Origin of the sequence: Ahrensia kielensis DSM 5890, from assembly GCF_000374465.1 — a bacterium.
GTDB classification, from domain to species: Bacteria; Pseudomonadota; Alphaproteobacteria; order Rhizobiales; family Rhizobiaceae; genus Ahrensia; species Ahrensia kielensis.
In genome coordinates this window covers 191,907-206,364 of sequence record NZ_KB894531.1, presented here as the reverse complement: position 1 = coordinate 206,364, position 14,458 = coordinate 191,907, and the positions used below count along the sequence as shown (strand labels likewise).

At 47.1% G+C, this 14,458-nt stretch carries 19 protein-coding genes; 12 read left to right on the top strand and 7 right to left on the bottom strand.

What is annotated here, in order from left to right:
• Positions 1 to 47: 47 nt before the first annotated feature.
• A complete protein-coding gene (gene dnaQ, locus C504_RS0112815) occupies positions 48 to 746 on the top strand; it encodes a DNA polymerase III subunit epsilon (RefSeq protein ID WP_018689754.1) in 699 nt (232 codons plus the stop codon).
• 86 nt (positions 747 to 832) lie between these two features.
• Here the strand turns inward: dnaQ and secB are convergent, their stop codons facing one another.
• Entirely contained in the window at positions 833 to 1,333 is a 501-nt protein-coding gene (secB, locus tag C504_RS0112810; RefSeq protein WP_018689753.1) for a protein-export chaperone SecB, read from the bottom strand.
• A 104-nt stretch (positions 1,334 to 1,437) separates the two neighbouring features.
• The gene (locus C504_RS0112805; protein WP_026317473.1) at positions 1,438 to 1,923 is read right to left on the bottom strand and encodes an FxsA family protein; all 486 of its coding nucleotides are present in this window, start codon (positions 1,921 to 1,923) and stop codon (positions 1,438 to 1,440) included.
• Between the two features lie 130 nt (positions 1,924 to 2,053).
• Between C504_RS0112805 and C504_RS0112800 the strand changes: the two genes are divergently transcribed.
• From C504_RS0112800 to C504_RS0112785, 4 genes are read left to right on the top strand one after another with little or no spacing between them, the layout of a single operon-like run.
• A complete protein-coding gene (locus tag C504_RS0112800; RefSeq protein ID WP_018689751.1) occupies positions 2,054 to 2,743 on the top strand; it encodes a Tim44/TimA family putative adaptor protein in 690 nt (229 codons plus the stop codon).
• Positions 2,744 to 2,757: 14 nt separating this feature from the next.
• On the top strand, positions 2,758 to 3,855 hold the full coding sequence (gene mltA / locus C504_RS0112795; protein WP_018689750.1) for a murein transglycosylase A: 1,098 nt from the start codon (positions 2,758 to 2,760) through the stop codon (positions 3,853 to 3,855).
• The gene (locus C504_RS0112790; protein WP_018689749.1) at positions 3,852 to 4,460 is read left to right on the top strand and encodes a Smr/MutS family protein; all 609 of its coding nucleotides are present in this window, start codon (positions 3,852 to 3,854) and stop codon (positions 4,458 to 4,460) included. The genes mltA and C504_RS0112790 overlap by 4 nt, the downstream gene beginning before the upstream one ends.
• A 10-nt stretch (positions 4,461 to 4,470) precedes the next feature.
• Complete coding sequence (locus tag C504_RS0112785) at positions 4,471 to 4,866, top strand: helix-turn-helix domain-containing protein (RefSeq protein ID WP_018689748.1); 396 nt, start codon at positions 4,471 to 4,473, stop codon at positions 4,864 to 4,866.
• Between the two features lie 5 nt (positions 4,867 to 4,871).
• On the opposite strand, the gene C504_RS0112780 is transcribed toward C504_RS0112785, so the two are convergent.
• From C504_RS0112780 to hslV, 4 genes are all read right to left on the bottom strand, one after another.
• Positions 4,872 to 5,852 (bottom strand): DUF1402 family protein, encoded by a 981-nt coding sequence (locus C504_RS0112780; protein WP_018689747.1) that lies wholly within the window; start codon positions 5,850 to 5,852, stop codon positions 4,872 to 4,874.
• Between the two features lie 97 nt (positions 5,853 to 5,949).
• Positions 5,950 to 7,254 (bottom strand): ATP-dependent protease ATPase subunit HslU, encoded by a 1,305-nt coding sequence (gene hslU, locus C504_RS0112775; RefSeq protein ID WP_018689746.1) that lies wholly within the window; start codon positions 7,252 to 7,254, stop codon positions 5,950 to 5,952.
• Positions 7,255 to 7,259: 5 nt separating this feature from the next.
• Entirely contained in the window at positions 7,260 to 8,429 is a 1,170-nt protein-coding gene (locus tag C504_RS0112770) for a hypothetical protein (RefSeq protein ID WP_018689745.1), read from the bottom strand.
• Positions 8,430 to 8,523: 94 nt separating this feature from the next.
• The gene (hslV, locus tag C504_RS0112765) at positions 8,524 to 9,054 is read right to left on the bottom strand and encodes an ATP-dependent protease subunit HslV (protein ID WP_018689744.1); all 531 of its coding nucleotides are present in this window, start codon (positions 9,052 to 9,054) and stop codon (positions 8,524 to 8,526) included.
• A gap of 128 nt (positions 9,055 to 9,182) precedes the next feature.
• On the opposite strand from hslV, the gene hisB reads away from it, so the two are divergent.
• The 7 genes from hisB to coaA are packed head-to-tail and all read left to right on the top strand — an operon-like array spanning position 9,183 to position 13,833.
• Positions 9,183 to 9,782 (top strand): imidazoleglycerol-phosphate dehydratase HisB, encoded by a 600-nt coding sequence (hisB, locus tag C504_RS0112760; RefSeq protein WP_018689743.1) that lies wholly within the window; start codon positions 9,183 to 9,185, stop codon positions 9,780 to 9,782.
• Positions 9,783 to 9,800: 18 nt separating this feature from the next.
• The gene (locus C504_RS17890) at positions 9,801 to 10,274 is read left to right on the top strand and encodes a DUF2628 domain-containing protein (RefSeq protein WP_018689742.1); all 474 of its coding nucleotides are present in this window, start codon (positions 9,801 to 9,803) and stop codon (positions 10,272 to 10,274) included.
• Positions 10,274 to 10,924: an imidazole glycerol phosphate synthase subunit HisH gene (gene hisH, locus C504_RS0112750; protein WP_018689741.1), complete on the top strand. Its 651-nt coding sequence runs from the start codon at positions 10,274 to 10,276 to the stop codon at positions 10,922 to 10,924. Before C504_RS17890 ends, hisH begins: the two co-directional genes overlap by 1 nt.
• A gap of 3 nt (positions 10,925 to 10,927) precedes the next feature.
• On the top strand, positions 10,928 to 11,683 hold the full coding sequence (gene hisA, locus C504_RS0112745; RefSeq protein ID WP_018689740.1) for a 1-(5-phosphoribosyl)-5-[(5-phosphoribosylamino)methylideneamino]imidazole-4-carboxamide isomerase: 756 nt from the start codon (positions 10,928 to 10,930) through the stop codon (positions 11,681 to 11,683).
• A complete protein-coding gene (hisF, locus tag C504_RS0112740; RefSeq protein WP_026317471.1) occupies positions 11,680 to 12,471 on the top strand; it encodes an imidazole glycerol phosphate synthase subunit HisF in 792 nt (263 codons plus the stop codon). Before hisA ends, hisF begins: the two co-directional genes overlap by 4 nt.
• A complete protein-coding gene (locus C504_RS0112735) occupies positions 12,468 to 12,788 on the top strand; it encodes a phosphoribosyl-ATP diphosphatase (RefSeq protein WP_018689738.1) in 321 nt (106 codons plus the stop codon). The genes hisF and C504_RS0112735 overlap by 4 nt, the downstream gene beginning before the upstream one ends.
• Positions 12,789 to 12,816: 28 nt before the next feature.
• The gene (gene coaA / locus C504_RS0112730) at positions 12,817 to 13,833 is read left to right on the top strand and encodes a type I pantothenate kinase (protein WP_018689737.1); all 1,017 of its coding nucleotides are present in this window, start codon (positions 12,817 to 12,819) and stop codon (positions 13,831 to 13,833) included.
• A gap of 1 nt (position 13,834) precedes the next feature.
• Here the strand turns inward: coaA and C504_RS0112725 are convergent, their stop codons facing one another.
• Positions 13,835 to 14,443 (bottom strand): alpha-ketoglutarate-dependent dioxygenase AlkB family protein, encoded by a 609-nt coding sequence (locus C504_RS0112725; RefSeq protein ID WP_018689736.1) that lies wholly within the window; start codon positions 14,441 to 14,443, stop codon positions 13,835 to 13,837.
• Between the last annotated feature and the right edge of the window lie 15 nt (positions 14,444 to 14,458).

Sequence of the window (14,458 nt, the reverse complement as noted above, 5' to 3'; positions counted from 1 at the left end):
CTTGCTATCATAGCTTCTGGGATTCAAACTGGACAAAAGGAAATTCCATGCGCGAAATCATATTCGATACAGAAACAACCGGTTTGGATAACCGTGATGACAGGATCATCGAAATCGGTGCCGTTGAACTGGAAAACCGGTTTATCACGGGGCGTAGCTTCCATGTTTTTGTTAATCCGCAAGGCAAGCAAGTTCATCCCGATGCATTGAAAGTGCACGGCATTACCAATGAGTTTCTGCTCGATAAGCCTGACTTTGCAAAAATTATTGATGACTGGTTGGATTTTACGCGCGGCGCAAAACTAATCGCCCATAATGCGAAATTCGATGTCGGCTTTTTCAATGCTGAGTTCGCAAGGGTTGGGTTTCCTGAAATTGATCCAGATCGCGTCATCGACAGTTTGGTTTTAGCGCGCCGCCGCCATCCGATGGGGCCAAATTCACTGGATGCTTTGTGTAAGCGTTACGGCATCGATAATTCCAAGCGTGAAAAACACGGCGCATTGCTGGATAGTGAACTGCTCGCAGAAGTTTATATTGAGTTGGTCGGCGGAAAGCAGGCAGCTTTAACACTCGAATCCGATGATAATTCAGTGCAAAAGCAAGGCGATGATGCTGATTTGCCGGAAATCGAAATTAGTGCGCGTCCACGTCCGTTGGCACCGCGCCTTACCAGCGATGATATCAAAGCACATCAAGCAATGGTGGATGTTATCGGTGATAAAGCAATTTGGTTAGCCAAATAAGTAGCAGACTTGTGAATCCGGCAAATCATTTATGTTTGCACAAAAAAGCCCGCGTAAAGCGGGCTTTGTCGTTAATATAGATAGGTTTAGTTTGGTTTAATCTGAGATTTTGCTGTTTCTTCAGCAATTCGTTGCTGGAACATTTTAGCAAAATCAATTGGGTCAATCATCAATGGTGGGAAACCACCATTACGCGTACATTCTGCAACGATCTGACGTGCGAATGGGAAAATTAAACGCGGACATTCAACAAAGAGCAAAGGCATAACATGCTCTTGCGGGAAGCCTGCAATTCTAAACACGCCGCCATAAACCAATTCAACATTGAACAACACGTCATCGCCATCTTTGGCAATCGCTGTCAAAGTAAGGTTTACGTCATAATCAGTTTCAGAAAGCGGATTAGCGTTGACGTTAACATTGATATTGATCGCAGGTGCTTTTTCGCGTGGACGCAATGAAAGCGGTGCACCAGGGCTTTCGAATGACAAATCTTTTACATATTGCGTCAAAACGCTGAGTTGTGGTGCTTCGCCATTGCTGGCGGCTGCGCCTTCAGTACCTGTAGATTTTGGATCTTTAGCCATTAAGTCAGAACCTGTTGAGTTTAAATTGTTAAAGTTGGCTCGAAGTAACACGCTCGAAAGTTGCTGACAAGCAAAACGCAAGCACGCGTTTTAAGTAGCCGAAATCATTTATCAGACCAAGGGCTGTTTGCGTCAGGCTCTCTTTTAAAATCGTCTTCATCAAGATCAATTGTCGGGCCGCTGGAAGCATCGCCTTTCGTAGGGCTCTGATCTGGACCACCACGCAGATTGACAATATTGATCCGGCTTTTAGCAAAGTGCCAAACAGCATCGCGAATAGGAGGCACAAATAACAAAAAACCGCAGGTATCTGTTACAAAGCCCGGCGTTAGCAGCAAAATACCCGCAATAGCGATCATGACGCCGTGAACCAGTTCACGCGCAGGCATTTTTCCGCGGCTTATATCGCTTTGTATTTTTGCAATCAGTCCAAAACCCTGCACGCGCAGCAAAATTGATCCAATGATGGCCGTGACAACGATCATAGCAAGGGTTGGGAAAACGCCAATTTGGCCACCGACAACCACAAACGTGGCAATTTCAAGCATCGGAATGATCAAAAGCATAAAGGGTATAAGCGAAAAAGGCACAATTTTCTCCAAATGAGTGCTAAGACTAGCTTTTATATAGGTATTTAAGTCATAAATTTGAATGATGACTAGCTGACCTCTATATCAGACTATATGTGCTGATGACGAATCTCGCTAAACAAGGTGTTTTATGGAAAGTTCAAACTTAGTAACCCTCATTTTTGTCGTTGCTGCAGTTTTTGTGTTTATGCAACTGCGCAGCGTTTTAGGAAAACGCACGGGTCATGAACGCCCACCATTTGATCCTAGCCGCAAACAACAGGAAGCGCCGGAAAATGACGGCGATAATGTTATTACATTGCCTAATCGCAAAGAGGGTGCGAGCGATCCTTATAAGCAAATTGATGAAATCGCTGAAACTTCCAGCGCTTTGAATAAAAATTTACGCAAAATCAAAGATGCTGCACCTGCTTTTGAGCCAAAAGAATTCCTAAAAGGCGCAGGCATGGCCTATGAGATGATTGTCATGTCTTTTGCCGACGGTGATAAAAAGACATTGAAAAATTTACTTTCCAAAGAAGTTTATGATGGTTTTGCTGCTGCATTGGACGATCGTGCAAAAGCTGGCGAAACGGTTCAGTCTAATTTTGTTGGTATTGAAAAAATTGAATTTAGCGATGCGGAACTTCGCGGTCATGATGCACATCTAACCGTATCCGTTGTTAGCCAGATGATTTCTTCAACCCGCGATAAGGCTGGCGAAATTATTGATGGTGATCCTGAAGCGGTTGTTGAAGTAAAAGATATTTGGACTTTCGCACGCGATACGCGCCAGAGAGATCCAAACTGGAAACTTGTTGCGACAGAAGCTGAAGACTAACTTCAGCAATATTTATGTGGTCACTTCGTCCGATATCCTATAGCGCGCTATCCGGTTGGAAGGACGATGACCACGGCGCTGCTTTGGCAGCGTTTCAGCGCCAAGCGCTCAAACCCATAGATGAGCGCTATAAAACCGGTAGCATCGGGATTACACCCGCTGCTTTCGATCCATTGATTGCATTATCGCAGAGACCAGAAGCGATCAAAAACCCTCGGCATTTCTTCGAAGATAATTTTTCAGCGTATAAACTTGTCTGCCATGATGAAAAGCGCGGCCAAGTGACAGGTTTTTATGAGCCGGAAGTTGATGCGCAACGCGGTAGTGATGCACAATTTGCAACGCCCTTGCTGCGCCGCCCTGATGATCTGATTGTTTTAAATGAAAGCAATAGACCCTCGACCTTAAGCGAGGATTATCGCTTTGGCAGACGAGATGGCAATGGAAACATCGTTGAATATTATGATCGTGCAGCCATCAACCGCGGCGCAATCGATGTCGATGATCTTGCGATTGCATGGATAAAAGATCCCGTAGATGCGTTTTTTATTCATGTGCAGGGTGCGGCCCGCTTAAATATGGGAAATGGTGAAACCGTCCGCATTACTTATGACGGAAAATCCGGTCATCCATTTACGGCAATAGGCAAGAACCTCATTGAGCGCGGTGAAATAGCAAAAGATCAAATTTCGATGCAATCCATTCGCGCATGGCTGTCAAAAAATCCAGATAAAGCAACTGCGCTTATGGAAGAAAACAGATCTTATATTTTCTTCAAAGAAGCCCCTTCTATAAATGAAAATTTGGGACCAATTGCAGCCGCAAAAGTGCCATTAACCACTGAACGCTCTCTGGCTGTTGATCGCCTGATACATACGTTTGGAACACCGATTTTTGTTCAGGCTGATACAGTAAATAATGCACCATTTCAGCATTTGATGATTGCGCAAGAGACAGGCACTGCAATCGTTGGACCGTCGCGCGGGGATATATTTTTCGGAAGCGGCGATCTTGCGGGAGAAAAAGCTGGTGCGGTTAATTCGCTTTGCGATTTTACAATTCTTGTACCGCGTGGCATTGGCTTTGATGAAGCTGGGATTCAATTGCCATGACACTTAAAAAAAATGTTGGGACAAGAGAACTCAAACCTGACGAGAAGGTTCTTTGGAATCTCGTTACGCGCACTGTGGTTCCGATGCGCAAATCAGCAAAACCAGAGCTGGGTGAAGCTGAAAGCTTTAGCGAGCATATGGATCAATTCATGCCAGCGCCAAAAAGATCGACACCGATCAAAGATGCTGAATTGCGCCGTGCGAAAGCAGCAAGCCAGATAAAACCGATAACACCGGAACAAAAGCCTAAAACCACGCCTAGCCCCGCACCCATAGCTGCGCATATTGATAAGCCTGTATATCGAAAAATCGCCAAAGGGCGGTTGCCCATCGATAGCCAAGTTGATTTGCATGATTTAACACAAGATCAGGCAATTCATCGCTTGCAGGCATTTTTAACACAGGCCCGTAATTTGGGACAAAGGCATGTATTGGTGATTACTGGTAAGGGTGGTTCGCCAACAAGTGAAGGCGTGCTTCGCCGTATGCTGCCAATTTGGCTCAATATGCCGGCTTTTTCTTCAATCGTAAACGGCTACCAAGCTGCCAGCCGAAGTCATGGTGGTGATGGTGCGTTTTATGTTCGCTTGAGGCGTCTGCGATAAGGATAACAATATGACACCATTTGGAGAACGCGTTCGCGAGTTGCGCAATGAGCGCGGTATGACCCAGAAGGAAATGGCAAAACAACTCAATGTATCAGCTGCTTATTTGTCTGCACTGGAACATGGCAAACGTGGCACGCCGCGATGGATTTTGGTTCAGCAGATTATTGCTTGCCTCAATATCATTTGGGATGATGCCGATGAATTGCAAACCTTGGCACTGCGCTCTGCACCGCGTGTAACGATTGATACGACACAGCTTTCGCCGCGTGCCACAGAGCTTGCTAATCTTTTAGCATCAGGCATCGATGTCTTGTCGGACACGGCGATAGAAGATCTTCGAATCAGACTTGATGCTGCCATTCGAAACAGTGCGAAAATCCCAAAATATCTGCCGCGAGAATGATGTGATTATAAAAGTGAACGCAGCTCATCAATGCGATCATTAATCAGCCAGCCATAATAGTTTTCTTGCGGCGTTTCGATAGGTTTACCCGCAGCTTTTAATGCCTTATTTTTGCGAGCCAGAGCCAGCGCCCGTGCTTTCGGATTGCCTGTATTATACAGTGTTGCTGTGATACCAGGATTTGCAGAGATGTCGAAGTCTGCATAACGTTTATAAGTTTCAATCGATGATTTTAATGTTGCAGCGATATAAGGCAGTGTTTTTCTCGGGTCCATGATCGTTGCATAGACATCCTTGCCTCTAGAGGCGTCAATTTTGCGGGCGCCTGTCACTTTTGATACGGCATCTGTCATCATCAGCGCAGTCAATGGATTAAGCTGGCCTATGCCGAAGGTCTGTCCGGCATAAAAGGGCTGAAAAAACACAGCACTAAAACGGTTACGCGGGAATTTTTTACCATCAACTGTTTTGCCGCTGAATTTTGAGATCCAAACATTTTCGCGGCATGTCCAAAGCTCAAGGCTTTCTTTTAAGCTCTTGCACTTTTCAAACTGTGGACGCTCAACAAAGGCAGTGATACTTTCACCATCATATTCAAAATCAATATCTGATTTCAGATAGGAAATTGCTTTAATATAATAGCTTTGAGCACGGTCCATTGCATCGACATTATAAGTATGTTCGCCAACAATCGCGCCGACCATATGGATGGGGTCGATGCCGAATTTTTTGGATATGGACTTTATATCGGAAATTAAACCGCGATCATTTTTGAGAAGTTGAAGGACTTTTTGATATTTTCCATCAAAGGTCTTCTTCAGAGCTTGTGTCCGATTTTTAGACGAACCAGGAATAGCAGGCTGTTCCACGTTCACATTATCACCGGACATTTTTGTCAGTGCATAAGCAGTGGAGGGCATAAGCAGCGATACAGCGCATAGAGCGCTAATCATCGCAGTTGAGTATTTTTTCTTATGAAGTCCCATCACGCCGCCTTGATTTAACTTTCGTAAGGTTAAATAGAAAAAGGGCGCCCCTATGTCGAGTGCCCCTCTTCCTTTAAGTTTCAGCGTGTGAAATCGGTCACAGAATGAAACGCGATAGATCAGCGTCCTTGGCGAGCTCGCCAACGCTTTTACGCACATAGTCCGCATCAATCGTATAGCTGGAACCAGATTTATCCGGCGCTTCAAAGGAGATTTCATCAAGCACCCGTTCCATGACCGTTTGCAAACGGCGTGCACCAATGTTTTCGACCGTGGAATTCAAATCAACGGCAATATCAGCCAAGGCGTCTATTGCATCATCGGTGAATTCCAATGTCACATTCTCAGTAGCCATCAACGCGATATATTGCTTAATCAAGCTTGCATCGGTTTCAGTAAGAATGCGCTTAAAATCTTCTTTTGTCAGAGCGCGCAATTCAACACGGATCGGCAGGCGGCCCTGCAATTCTGGTAGAAGATCAGAAGGTTTGGCCACATGAAACGCGCCAGATGCAATAAATAGAATATGATCTGTTTTCACCGGACCATGTTTTGTCGCAACAGTCGTGCCTTCAACAAGTGGCAGTAAATCGCGCTGAACACCTTCTCGGCTTACGCCTGCGCCAGATCGCTCATTGCCAGATGCAATTTTGTCAATCTCATCGAGAAAGACGATGCCGTCATTCTCGACAGACTTGATTGCTTCTTCGACGAGTTTTTCCTCATCAAGGAGTTTATCCGACTCATCATTGACGAGATGCTTATAGCTATCGCGCACGCTTGTTTTAATTTTCTTGGTGCGTCCGCCAAAGGCTTTGCCCATCAGGTCGCCAATATTGATCATACCAACATTGGCACCAGGCATGCCTGGAATCTCAAAGCCGCCCTGTGATGCGGTGTCAGCGATTTCGACTTCAATCTCTTTTTCATCAAGCGAACCGTCACGCAACTTCTTTCGAAAACTATCGCGCGTTGCTGGGCTTGAAGTTGCGCCAACTAGCGCATCAAGCACACGCTCTTCAGCATTCAAATGTGCTTTAGCGTTGACTTCAGCGCGCTTTTTCTCGCGCACAAGGCCGATGCCAATTTCAACGAGATCACGAATAATCTGCTCAACATCGCGGCCCACATAACCAACTTCAGTAAATTTAGTGGCTTCGATTTTGACAAATGGCGCACCGACAAGCTTAGCAAGGCGGCGTGAAATTTCTGTTTTACCAACGCCGGTTGGTCCAATCATAAGGATGTTTTTAGGCATCACCTCTTCGCGCAAATCGCCGTCTAGCTGCAATCGGCGCCAACGGTTACGCAGCGCGATAGCTACCGCACGTTTAGCGTCTTTTTGACCAATGATATGACGATCAAGCTCTGAAACCGTCTCGCGTGGAGAATATACACTCATAAAAATTACACTCTGATAGGTGGCAGTTTGTTGATTAACGATGTGGGGAGAGTTGGTCGCACAATCAAGGCGCGAATGCGTTGCCAGCCCGCACCGAACATGATGACAAGCAAACCAATGACCAACAAAATCAGCGCAAGCGGTGGTAGGCCCGTTGAGTTCGCGGTGCTCTCAATCATGTAATAAACGCCAAGCGATCCGAAATAAGCCAGCGTTGGAATGAGCAATGAGCGCCGATCAATGGCTAGGGCGACATAAACAAAAGCACTGATTAACAGGCCCAACATGATGGATGCGGTCATGCCCGGCTCAATTTTGCCGAGAACAACATCTTGGCCTGTTGCAAGAATAAACAATGGATGGACGAGCAATGGCGCGGAAATCACATGCAGCCAAAACGCACAATCAGACCAGACAGTGGAGCGTTCGCGGTCTCGTAAATCGAAATAGACAGCGGTGCAAAACACAACAATACCACAGATGAGCGGCATCATGAGTGCGCGTTCCAAGATCAAAGGTATTTGTTCAACGGTTGGCAATTGAACACGGCCATCTGTGACACCATCGTAGAAATACAAAAATGTCCAAAGAAATGCGAAGCCTGTTAAGCTAATAGCAATGGCAGCTGACATGATGGGCACACGAAAGCGCCAGAAATATAGGATTGAAATCAGCGCAATACCGCCAAAGAAGGCGCTGCCATAAGAGCCAATTGTCGGGCGCAGGCCAAATGCCAATTGTGGGTTGTCGGCAATTTTTGCCAAGTCCAATGTTTCCCAAATATAAATGCCAAGTATGGCGGCGGTGTAACCTAAAAATCCAAGACCAAGCACGGTGGATGAAAGTTTCATGCGGAATTGGCGTGTGACGAACTCTGCAACAAGCCACATCAAAACAGCCATGAGAGCCGCGCGGATAATTTGATTGTCGCCAAGCCATGTCTGCAAGACAAAGCCGACACCTGAAAACAACATCAAAATACCGACGGTGACAAACAAATCATTGCCGCCGCCGACTAGTCTTAGATCTTCATCATTATCAATATTTTGAATCTCTTGCAGTTTTGCAGCGCTACTGTCATCACCTTCACGGGCAATGACTAAAATATCTGCCTGTTGGCGGGCGTTAATGACGCCGCGCCTAACCGCCTCTTCAAGATGTGCCTGCTTGAGCATCTAAATACCTTTGTGATCTGAACCCTTGCGGACACTTATGAAGTAAACGCGAAGCAAATGCATGATGAAATTAGCGCGTTTGCTTCAAAGCCTATCAGCTTTCTGCGTCAAGGCTTTCTAGAACGAGGCCATCATTTGTATAGACGCAAATTTCAGCAGCAATCTTCATTGCCCGTTTTGCGATTTCCTCGGCATCATAATCGGTATCGTGTAGCGCACGGGCGGCGGCCAAAGCAAAATTACCCCCTGAACCGATAGCCATAACGCCGTGTTCAGGTTCAAGAACATCGCCATTACCGGTCACGCATAGTGTAACGGATTTGTCTGCAACAATCATCATGGCTTCAAGATTGCGCAAATATTTGTCCGTGCGCCAATCTTTGGCAAGCTCAACAGCCGCACGCATGAGCTGGTCAGGATATTGCTCTAGTTTTCGCTCTAACCGTTCAAGCAATGTAAAAGCATCGGCGGTGGCACCAGCAAATCCAGCAATAACGCTGCCATCCTTACCAATACGCCTTACTTTGCGGGCATTACCCTTCATAACGGTCTGGCCCAAACTGACCTGACCATCACCGGCAACGACGACTTTACCTTCTTTTCGTACTGCTACGATTGTTGTCATTATATGTTCCTCAATCGAAATTCTGTTAGTCGATATGTAATGACTGTAAAATTGATTGCAAATCAGAGCGCTAGTATTTGCTGTAAAGCCTTGGTAAGAGCGTTTTGAGAGAGATTAGGACTGCTATTATGAGTGCGCGTACAGCAAAAATCAGCCGCAAAACAAACGAAACCGATATTTCAGTTTCCGTTGACCTTGATGGCACTGGAAAAAATACGATCGAAACCGGTGTTGGTTTCTTTGATCATATGCTTGAGCAATTATCCCGCCATTCTTTGATTGATATGAATGTCAGCGCCAAAGGCGATCTTCACATTGACGATCACCATACGGTTGAAGATTGCGGCATTGCGCTTGGTCAAGCGGTCAATAAGGCACTGGGTGAGCGCCGCGGCGTGACACGCTATGCTTCATTGGATTTGGCGATGGATGAGGCGCTAACGTCTGCAGCAATTGATGTGTCGGGCAGGCCTTTTCTGGTGTGGAATGTCGAATTTACCGCCGCGAAGATTGGTACATTCGATACTGAATTGGTGCGCGAATTCTTCCAAGCCTTTTCACAGCATGCTGGCATCACGCTTCATGTGAGAAATCATTATGCGGCAAACAGCCACCATATTGCCGAAACTTGTTTCAAGGCGGTTGCCCGCGTATTGCGCACGGCGTTGGAAATTGATCCACGCCAAGCCGATGCCATTCCGTCCACTAAAGGCACATTGAACGGTTAAATTAGAAATGGACATGAAATGACGAGTTTCGTTGTTCTGCATAATGATGGCGCACCTTTACGTTTTTCGGAGCGGACGGAGTTTGTGCGCGATCATTTTTCCATTGTCGCACTGGCCTTTCCGCTTTTCTGGTTGCTTTGGCACAGGCTTTGGTTCGCCACGGTCATTTTCATCGGTGTGATGACAATCTTGGTCTTTGTTGCAGGCGATCATCGTTTCATCTTGGCAGTGGGCCCGCTGAATTTTCTAATTGGGCTTTTTGTAGCTTTGGAAGGTTCTGCTTGGCGCATTGCTTCTTTTAAGCGCCATGGTTATCGGCAGGTTGCAGTGATAGATGCTCAAAATCTTGAAGAGGCTGAGCTAAAATTTACTTCGGTACATGCCACAAATGGCGAAACGTCACTTGTCTATAAAAATGCGCAAGCTTATGAGACATCAAGAAATGCGCATGGCGCGGATGATCTCATCTTTGGATTTAACGGGAATAAATAATGCAAGTTGCGATCATCGATTATGGGTCCGGCAATTTACGTTCCGCGACCAAAAGTTTTGAACGCGCTGCGCGTGAAGCACAAATCGACGCGGATATTATTCTAACCAATGATGCCGATATTGTGGCCACCGCAGACCGCGTTGTGCTGCCAGGTGTTGGCGCTTATGCCGATTGCGCAGCAGGCCTTGCCGCAGTGCCCGGCATGCGCGATGCAATAGATACAGCCGTCATTCACAAAGCGCGTCCGTTTTTTGGCATCTGTGTTGGCATGCAATTAATGGCCACACGCGGGTTGGAAAAAACAACCACATATGGCTTTGACTGGATCAAAGGCGATGTGAAAGAAATGACGCCTGACGATGCAGATTTACGCATTCCCCAGATTGGCTGGAACACGATCAATTTGACAGGCGAACATGCTCTGTTTGACGGTATCCATACTGGCACCGATGGTTTGCATGCTTATTTTGTACATTCCTATCATTTGGCTGCCGCTAACAAAGAAGATGTGATTGCAACGGCTGATTATGGCGGACCGATCACAGCCGCAGTCGTGCGAGACAATATGTTTGGCACGCAGTTCCATCCTGAAAAAAGCCAACTTTTGGGGCTGGCTTTGATCGCTAATTTTCTAAAATGGAAGCCTTGATTTATGGCGCGTAAGATACTTTTTCCAGCGATTGACTTAAAAGACGGACAATGCGTGCGCTTGAAGCTCGGTGATATGGATCAGGCAACGATCTATAATGACAGCCCTGCGGCGCAAGCAGCTGAATTTGAAAGTGCAGGCTTTGAGTGGCTCCATGTCGTTGATCTGAACGGTGCATTTGAAGGCCAAAGCGTCAATGGCACTGCGGTTGAAGAAATTTTAAAGGCGACAAAAAATCCAGTTCAGCTTGGCGGCGGTATCAGAACGCTCGATCATATTGAAAACTGGCTGTCAAAAGGCCTTTCACGCGTTATTTTGGGAACAATTGCAGTCCGCGACCCTGATCTGGTGATTGAAGCTTGCAGAAGATTTCCGGGCAAAGTCGCGGTCGGTATTGATGCTAAAGGCGGCAAGGTTGCTGTCGAAGGTTGGGCCGAAGCGTCTGAACTTGGCATTATGGAAATGGCTGAACGCTTTGAAGGTGCCGGCGTTGCTGCGATCATTTATACGGATATCGACCGCGATGGTGTGCTGACGGGTATAAATTGGGAATCAACGATTGGCCTTGCCGATCATGTTTCAATTCCTGTGATTGCGTCGGGCGGTTTGGCCTCAATGGCTGATATTGTGCGTATGACAATGCCGGATGCGGTTAAGCTGGAAGGAGCTATTTCTGGCCGCGCGCTTTATGATGGCCGTATTGATCCGGCCGAAGCGCTTCAGGTTTTGCGCGGTGAAGGTAAGGGGTCGGAACTTTGAGCCTGAAATCTCGCATAATACCCTGTCTTGATGTGAAAGACGGGCGTGTCGTTAAGGGTGTCAACTTTGTTGATTTGATTGACGCAGGCGATCCAGTAGAAGCGGCAAAAGCCTATGATGCTGCTGGTGCGGACGAGCTGTGTTTTCTCGACATCACGGCATCGTCTGACAACCGCGAAACAATTTACGATGTCATTTCACGCACAGCCGAGCAATGCTTTATGCCGCTGACGGTTGGCGGCGGTGTGCGTGCGGTTGAAGATGTTCGCAAACTGCTTTTGGCAGGCGCTGATAAAGTTTCGATCAACACAGCTGCGGTGATGAGGCCAGAACTGGTGGCTGAAGCTGCCGATAAGTTTGGCAATCAGTGCATCGTTGTCGCCATCGATGCCAAAGCTGTTCACGGCGAAGGCGAAGAGCCGCGCTGGGAAATTTTCACCCATGGCGGACGAACCGCAACGGGCATTGATGCGGTTGAATTTGCGCGCAAGGTTACGGATTTGGGTGCGGGTGAAATTTTACTAACATCGATGGACCGCGACGGCACAAAAATTGGCTATAATTTGCCATTAACCCGCGCTGTTGCCGATGCTGTTCGTGTGCCGGTGATTGCATCGGGCGGAGTTGGCGAATTGCAGCATTTGGTCGATGGTGTGCGTGAAGGTCATGCAACGGGCGTTCTTGCCGCGTCAATTTTCCATTTTGGAACATACACTATTCAAGAGGCCAAAGAATTTATGGCTAATGCTGGTGTGAATGTCAGGCTTGATCCGGTGGTGTCACAATGAGCAAATTCTCACTACAAGATTTGGAAAAAATCATCGCGTCACGCGCCGATGTAACCGATGGTTCTTCATGGACTGCGAAACTGGTTTCGGGCGGTGTTGAAAAAGCATCCAAGAAGTTTGGCGAAGAAGCATTTGAGACAGTAATTGCGGCCTTGAAAGAGACCGATACTGATTTAATCGGTGAAAGTGCTGATTTGCTTTATCATTTATTAGTTGTGCTTCACGTTCGCGGCGTTAAAATCGATGCTGTCCTTGATGAATTGGCAAGGCGTACGCAGCAAAGCGGAATCGTGGAAAAGGCATCCCGACCGCAATAATGGCGCCTCGCCATAGACTGGTAAAAAAATGGACCAGAAGGTCGGAAAATTTAGCGCCGTTTCGCAGCGCGCACTTGATGAACAAGTCATTGATCAGCTCACTGGTGAAGAATGGTCGCCCTATAGGCTGTTTTCAGCCGATCAATGGGCAGGTCTGCGGGCAAATACCAAGCTGACTTTAAGCGAAGATGAAATTCGCCGCTTGCGCTCGCTCAATGACCCAGTCGATCTTGAAGAAGTGCGCCGCATTTATTTGTCTTTATCGCGGTTGCTTTATGCGCATGTTGAAGCCTCGCAATCCATATTCGAGCAGCGAAAGCGCTTTTTGAATGTTTCAAACGTTACCAAAACGCCCTTCATCATTGGTATTGCGGGTTCTGTAGCCGTTGGAAAATCAACAACGGCGCGTGTTCTACAAGAGCTTTTAAGCCGCTGGCCCACCAGCCCAAAAGTTGATCTTGTTACGACCGATGGTTTTTTGATGTCGAATGCGATGTTGCGTGAACGTGGATTGATGGAACGCAAAGGCTTTCCAGAAAGCTATGATGTCGGCGCTCTGCTCCGGTTTCTTTCGGCGATTAAAGCAGGCACGCCCAATGTGGAAGCGCCGCTTTATTCCCACTTTGTCTATGATGTAATTGATGACGAGAAACAGGTTATCAACCAGCCTGACATTTTGATTTTTGAAGGCATCAATGTTTTGCAGGTGAACCCATTGCCAGCAGGTGGACGCGCGGTGCCGTTCGTTTCTGACTTCTTTGATTTCTCGATCTATATTGATGCCGATGATGAATTGATCCATCGCTGGTATGTGGATCGCTTTATGCGGCTTCGCGACACAGCTTTTCAGGACCCTGAATCATTTTTCCACCGCTATGCGAAAATGTCAGTTGATGGTGCGCGCGCGATTGCAGAAGGCCTTTGGCAGAATATCAACTTGCGAAATCTGCGCGAAAATATTCTACCAACGCGCCCACGCGCTGATTTAATTTTGCGCAAAGGCTCGGATCATCTCATCGAGTCAGTGCTTTTACGAAAGCTTTAATTCAAACTGGTGTCACACGGCGCAGCGTCAGGTTAATGCGCCCACCGTTCTTGAGCAAAGGTGATGTGTTTGGATAAATTCGGTCAACACCGTGATAGTTCAAGCGCCCTTTCCCGCCCAGAACGATAACATCGCCGGAAGCAAGCCTGATTGATTTTGTTGAACTGCCGCGCTCAGGTCCGCCAACGCGAAACAAACAATCATCGCCCAGTGAAATCGACAAAACAGGCGCATCGAAATTCGCCTCATCCTTGTCTTGGTGTAGACCCATCTTTGCGCCTTGCTCATAAAAATTGATGAGACAAGCTTCGGGCGGATGTGGATAATTGGCATATTTATGCCACAGGGCCATTAGGCTCGCAGGCATGGCAGGCCACGGATTGCGCGTGACGGGATGCGTTGCTTGATAGCGATATCCATTTTCCTTATCCGTTACCCAGCCAAGCGGCCCACAATTTGTCATCCGCACGCTCATCGGCTTTCCGGTTTTTGGCATGCACGGAATGTAAAGCGGAGCCTTGGCAACGATGGTGCGAATATCTTTAAGCAAAGCCACCTGCTCATCAATATTGAGGCACATGGCAATATGTTGAACACCGTCGGGAAGCATCTGGCTTTCTCTTTC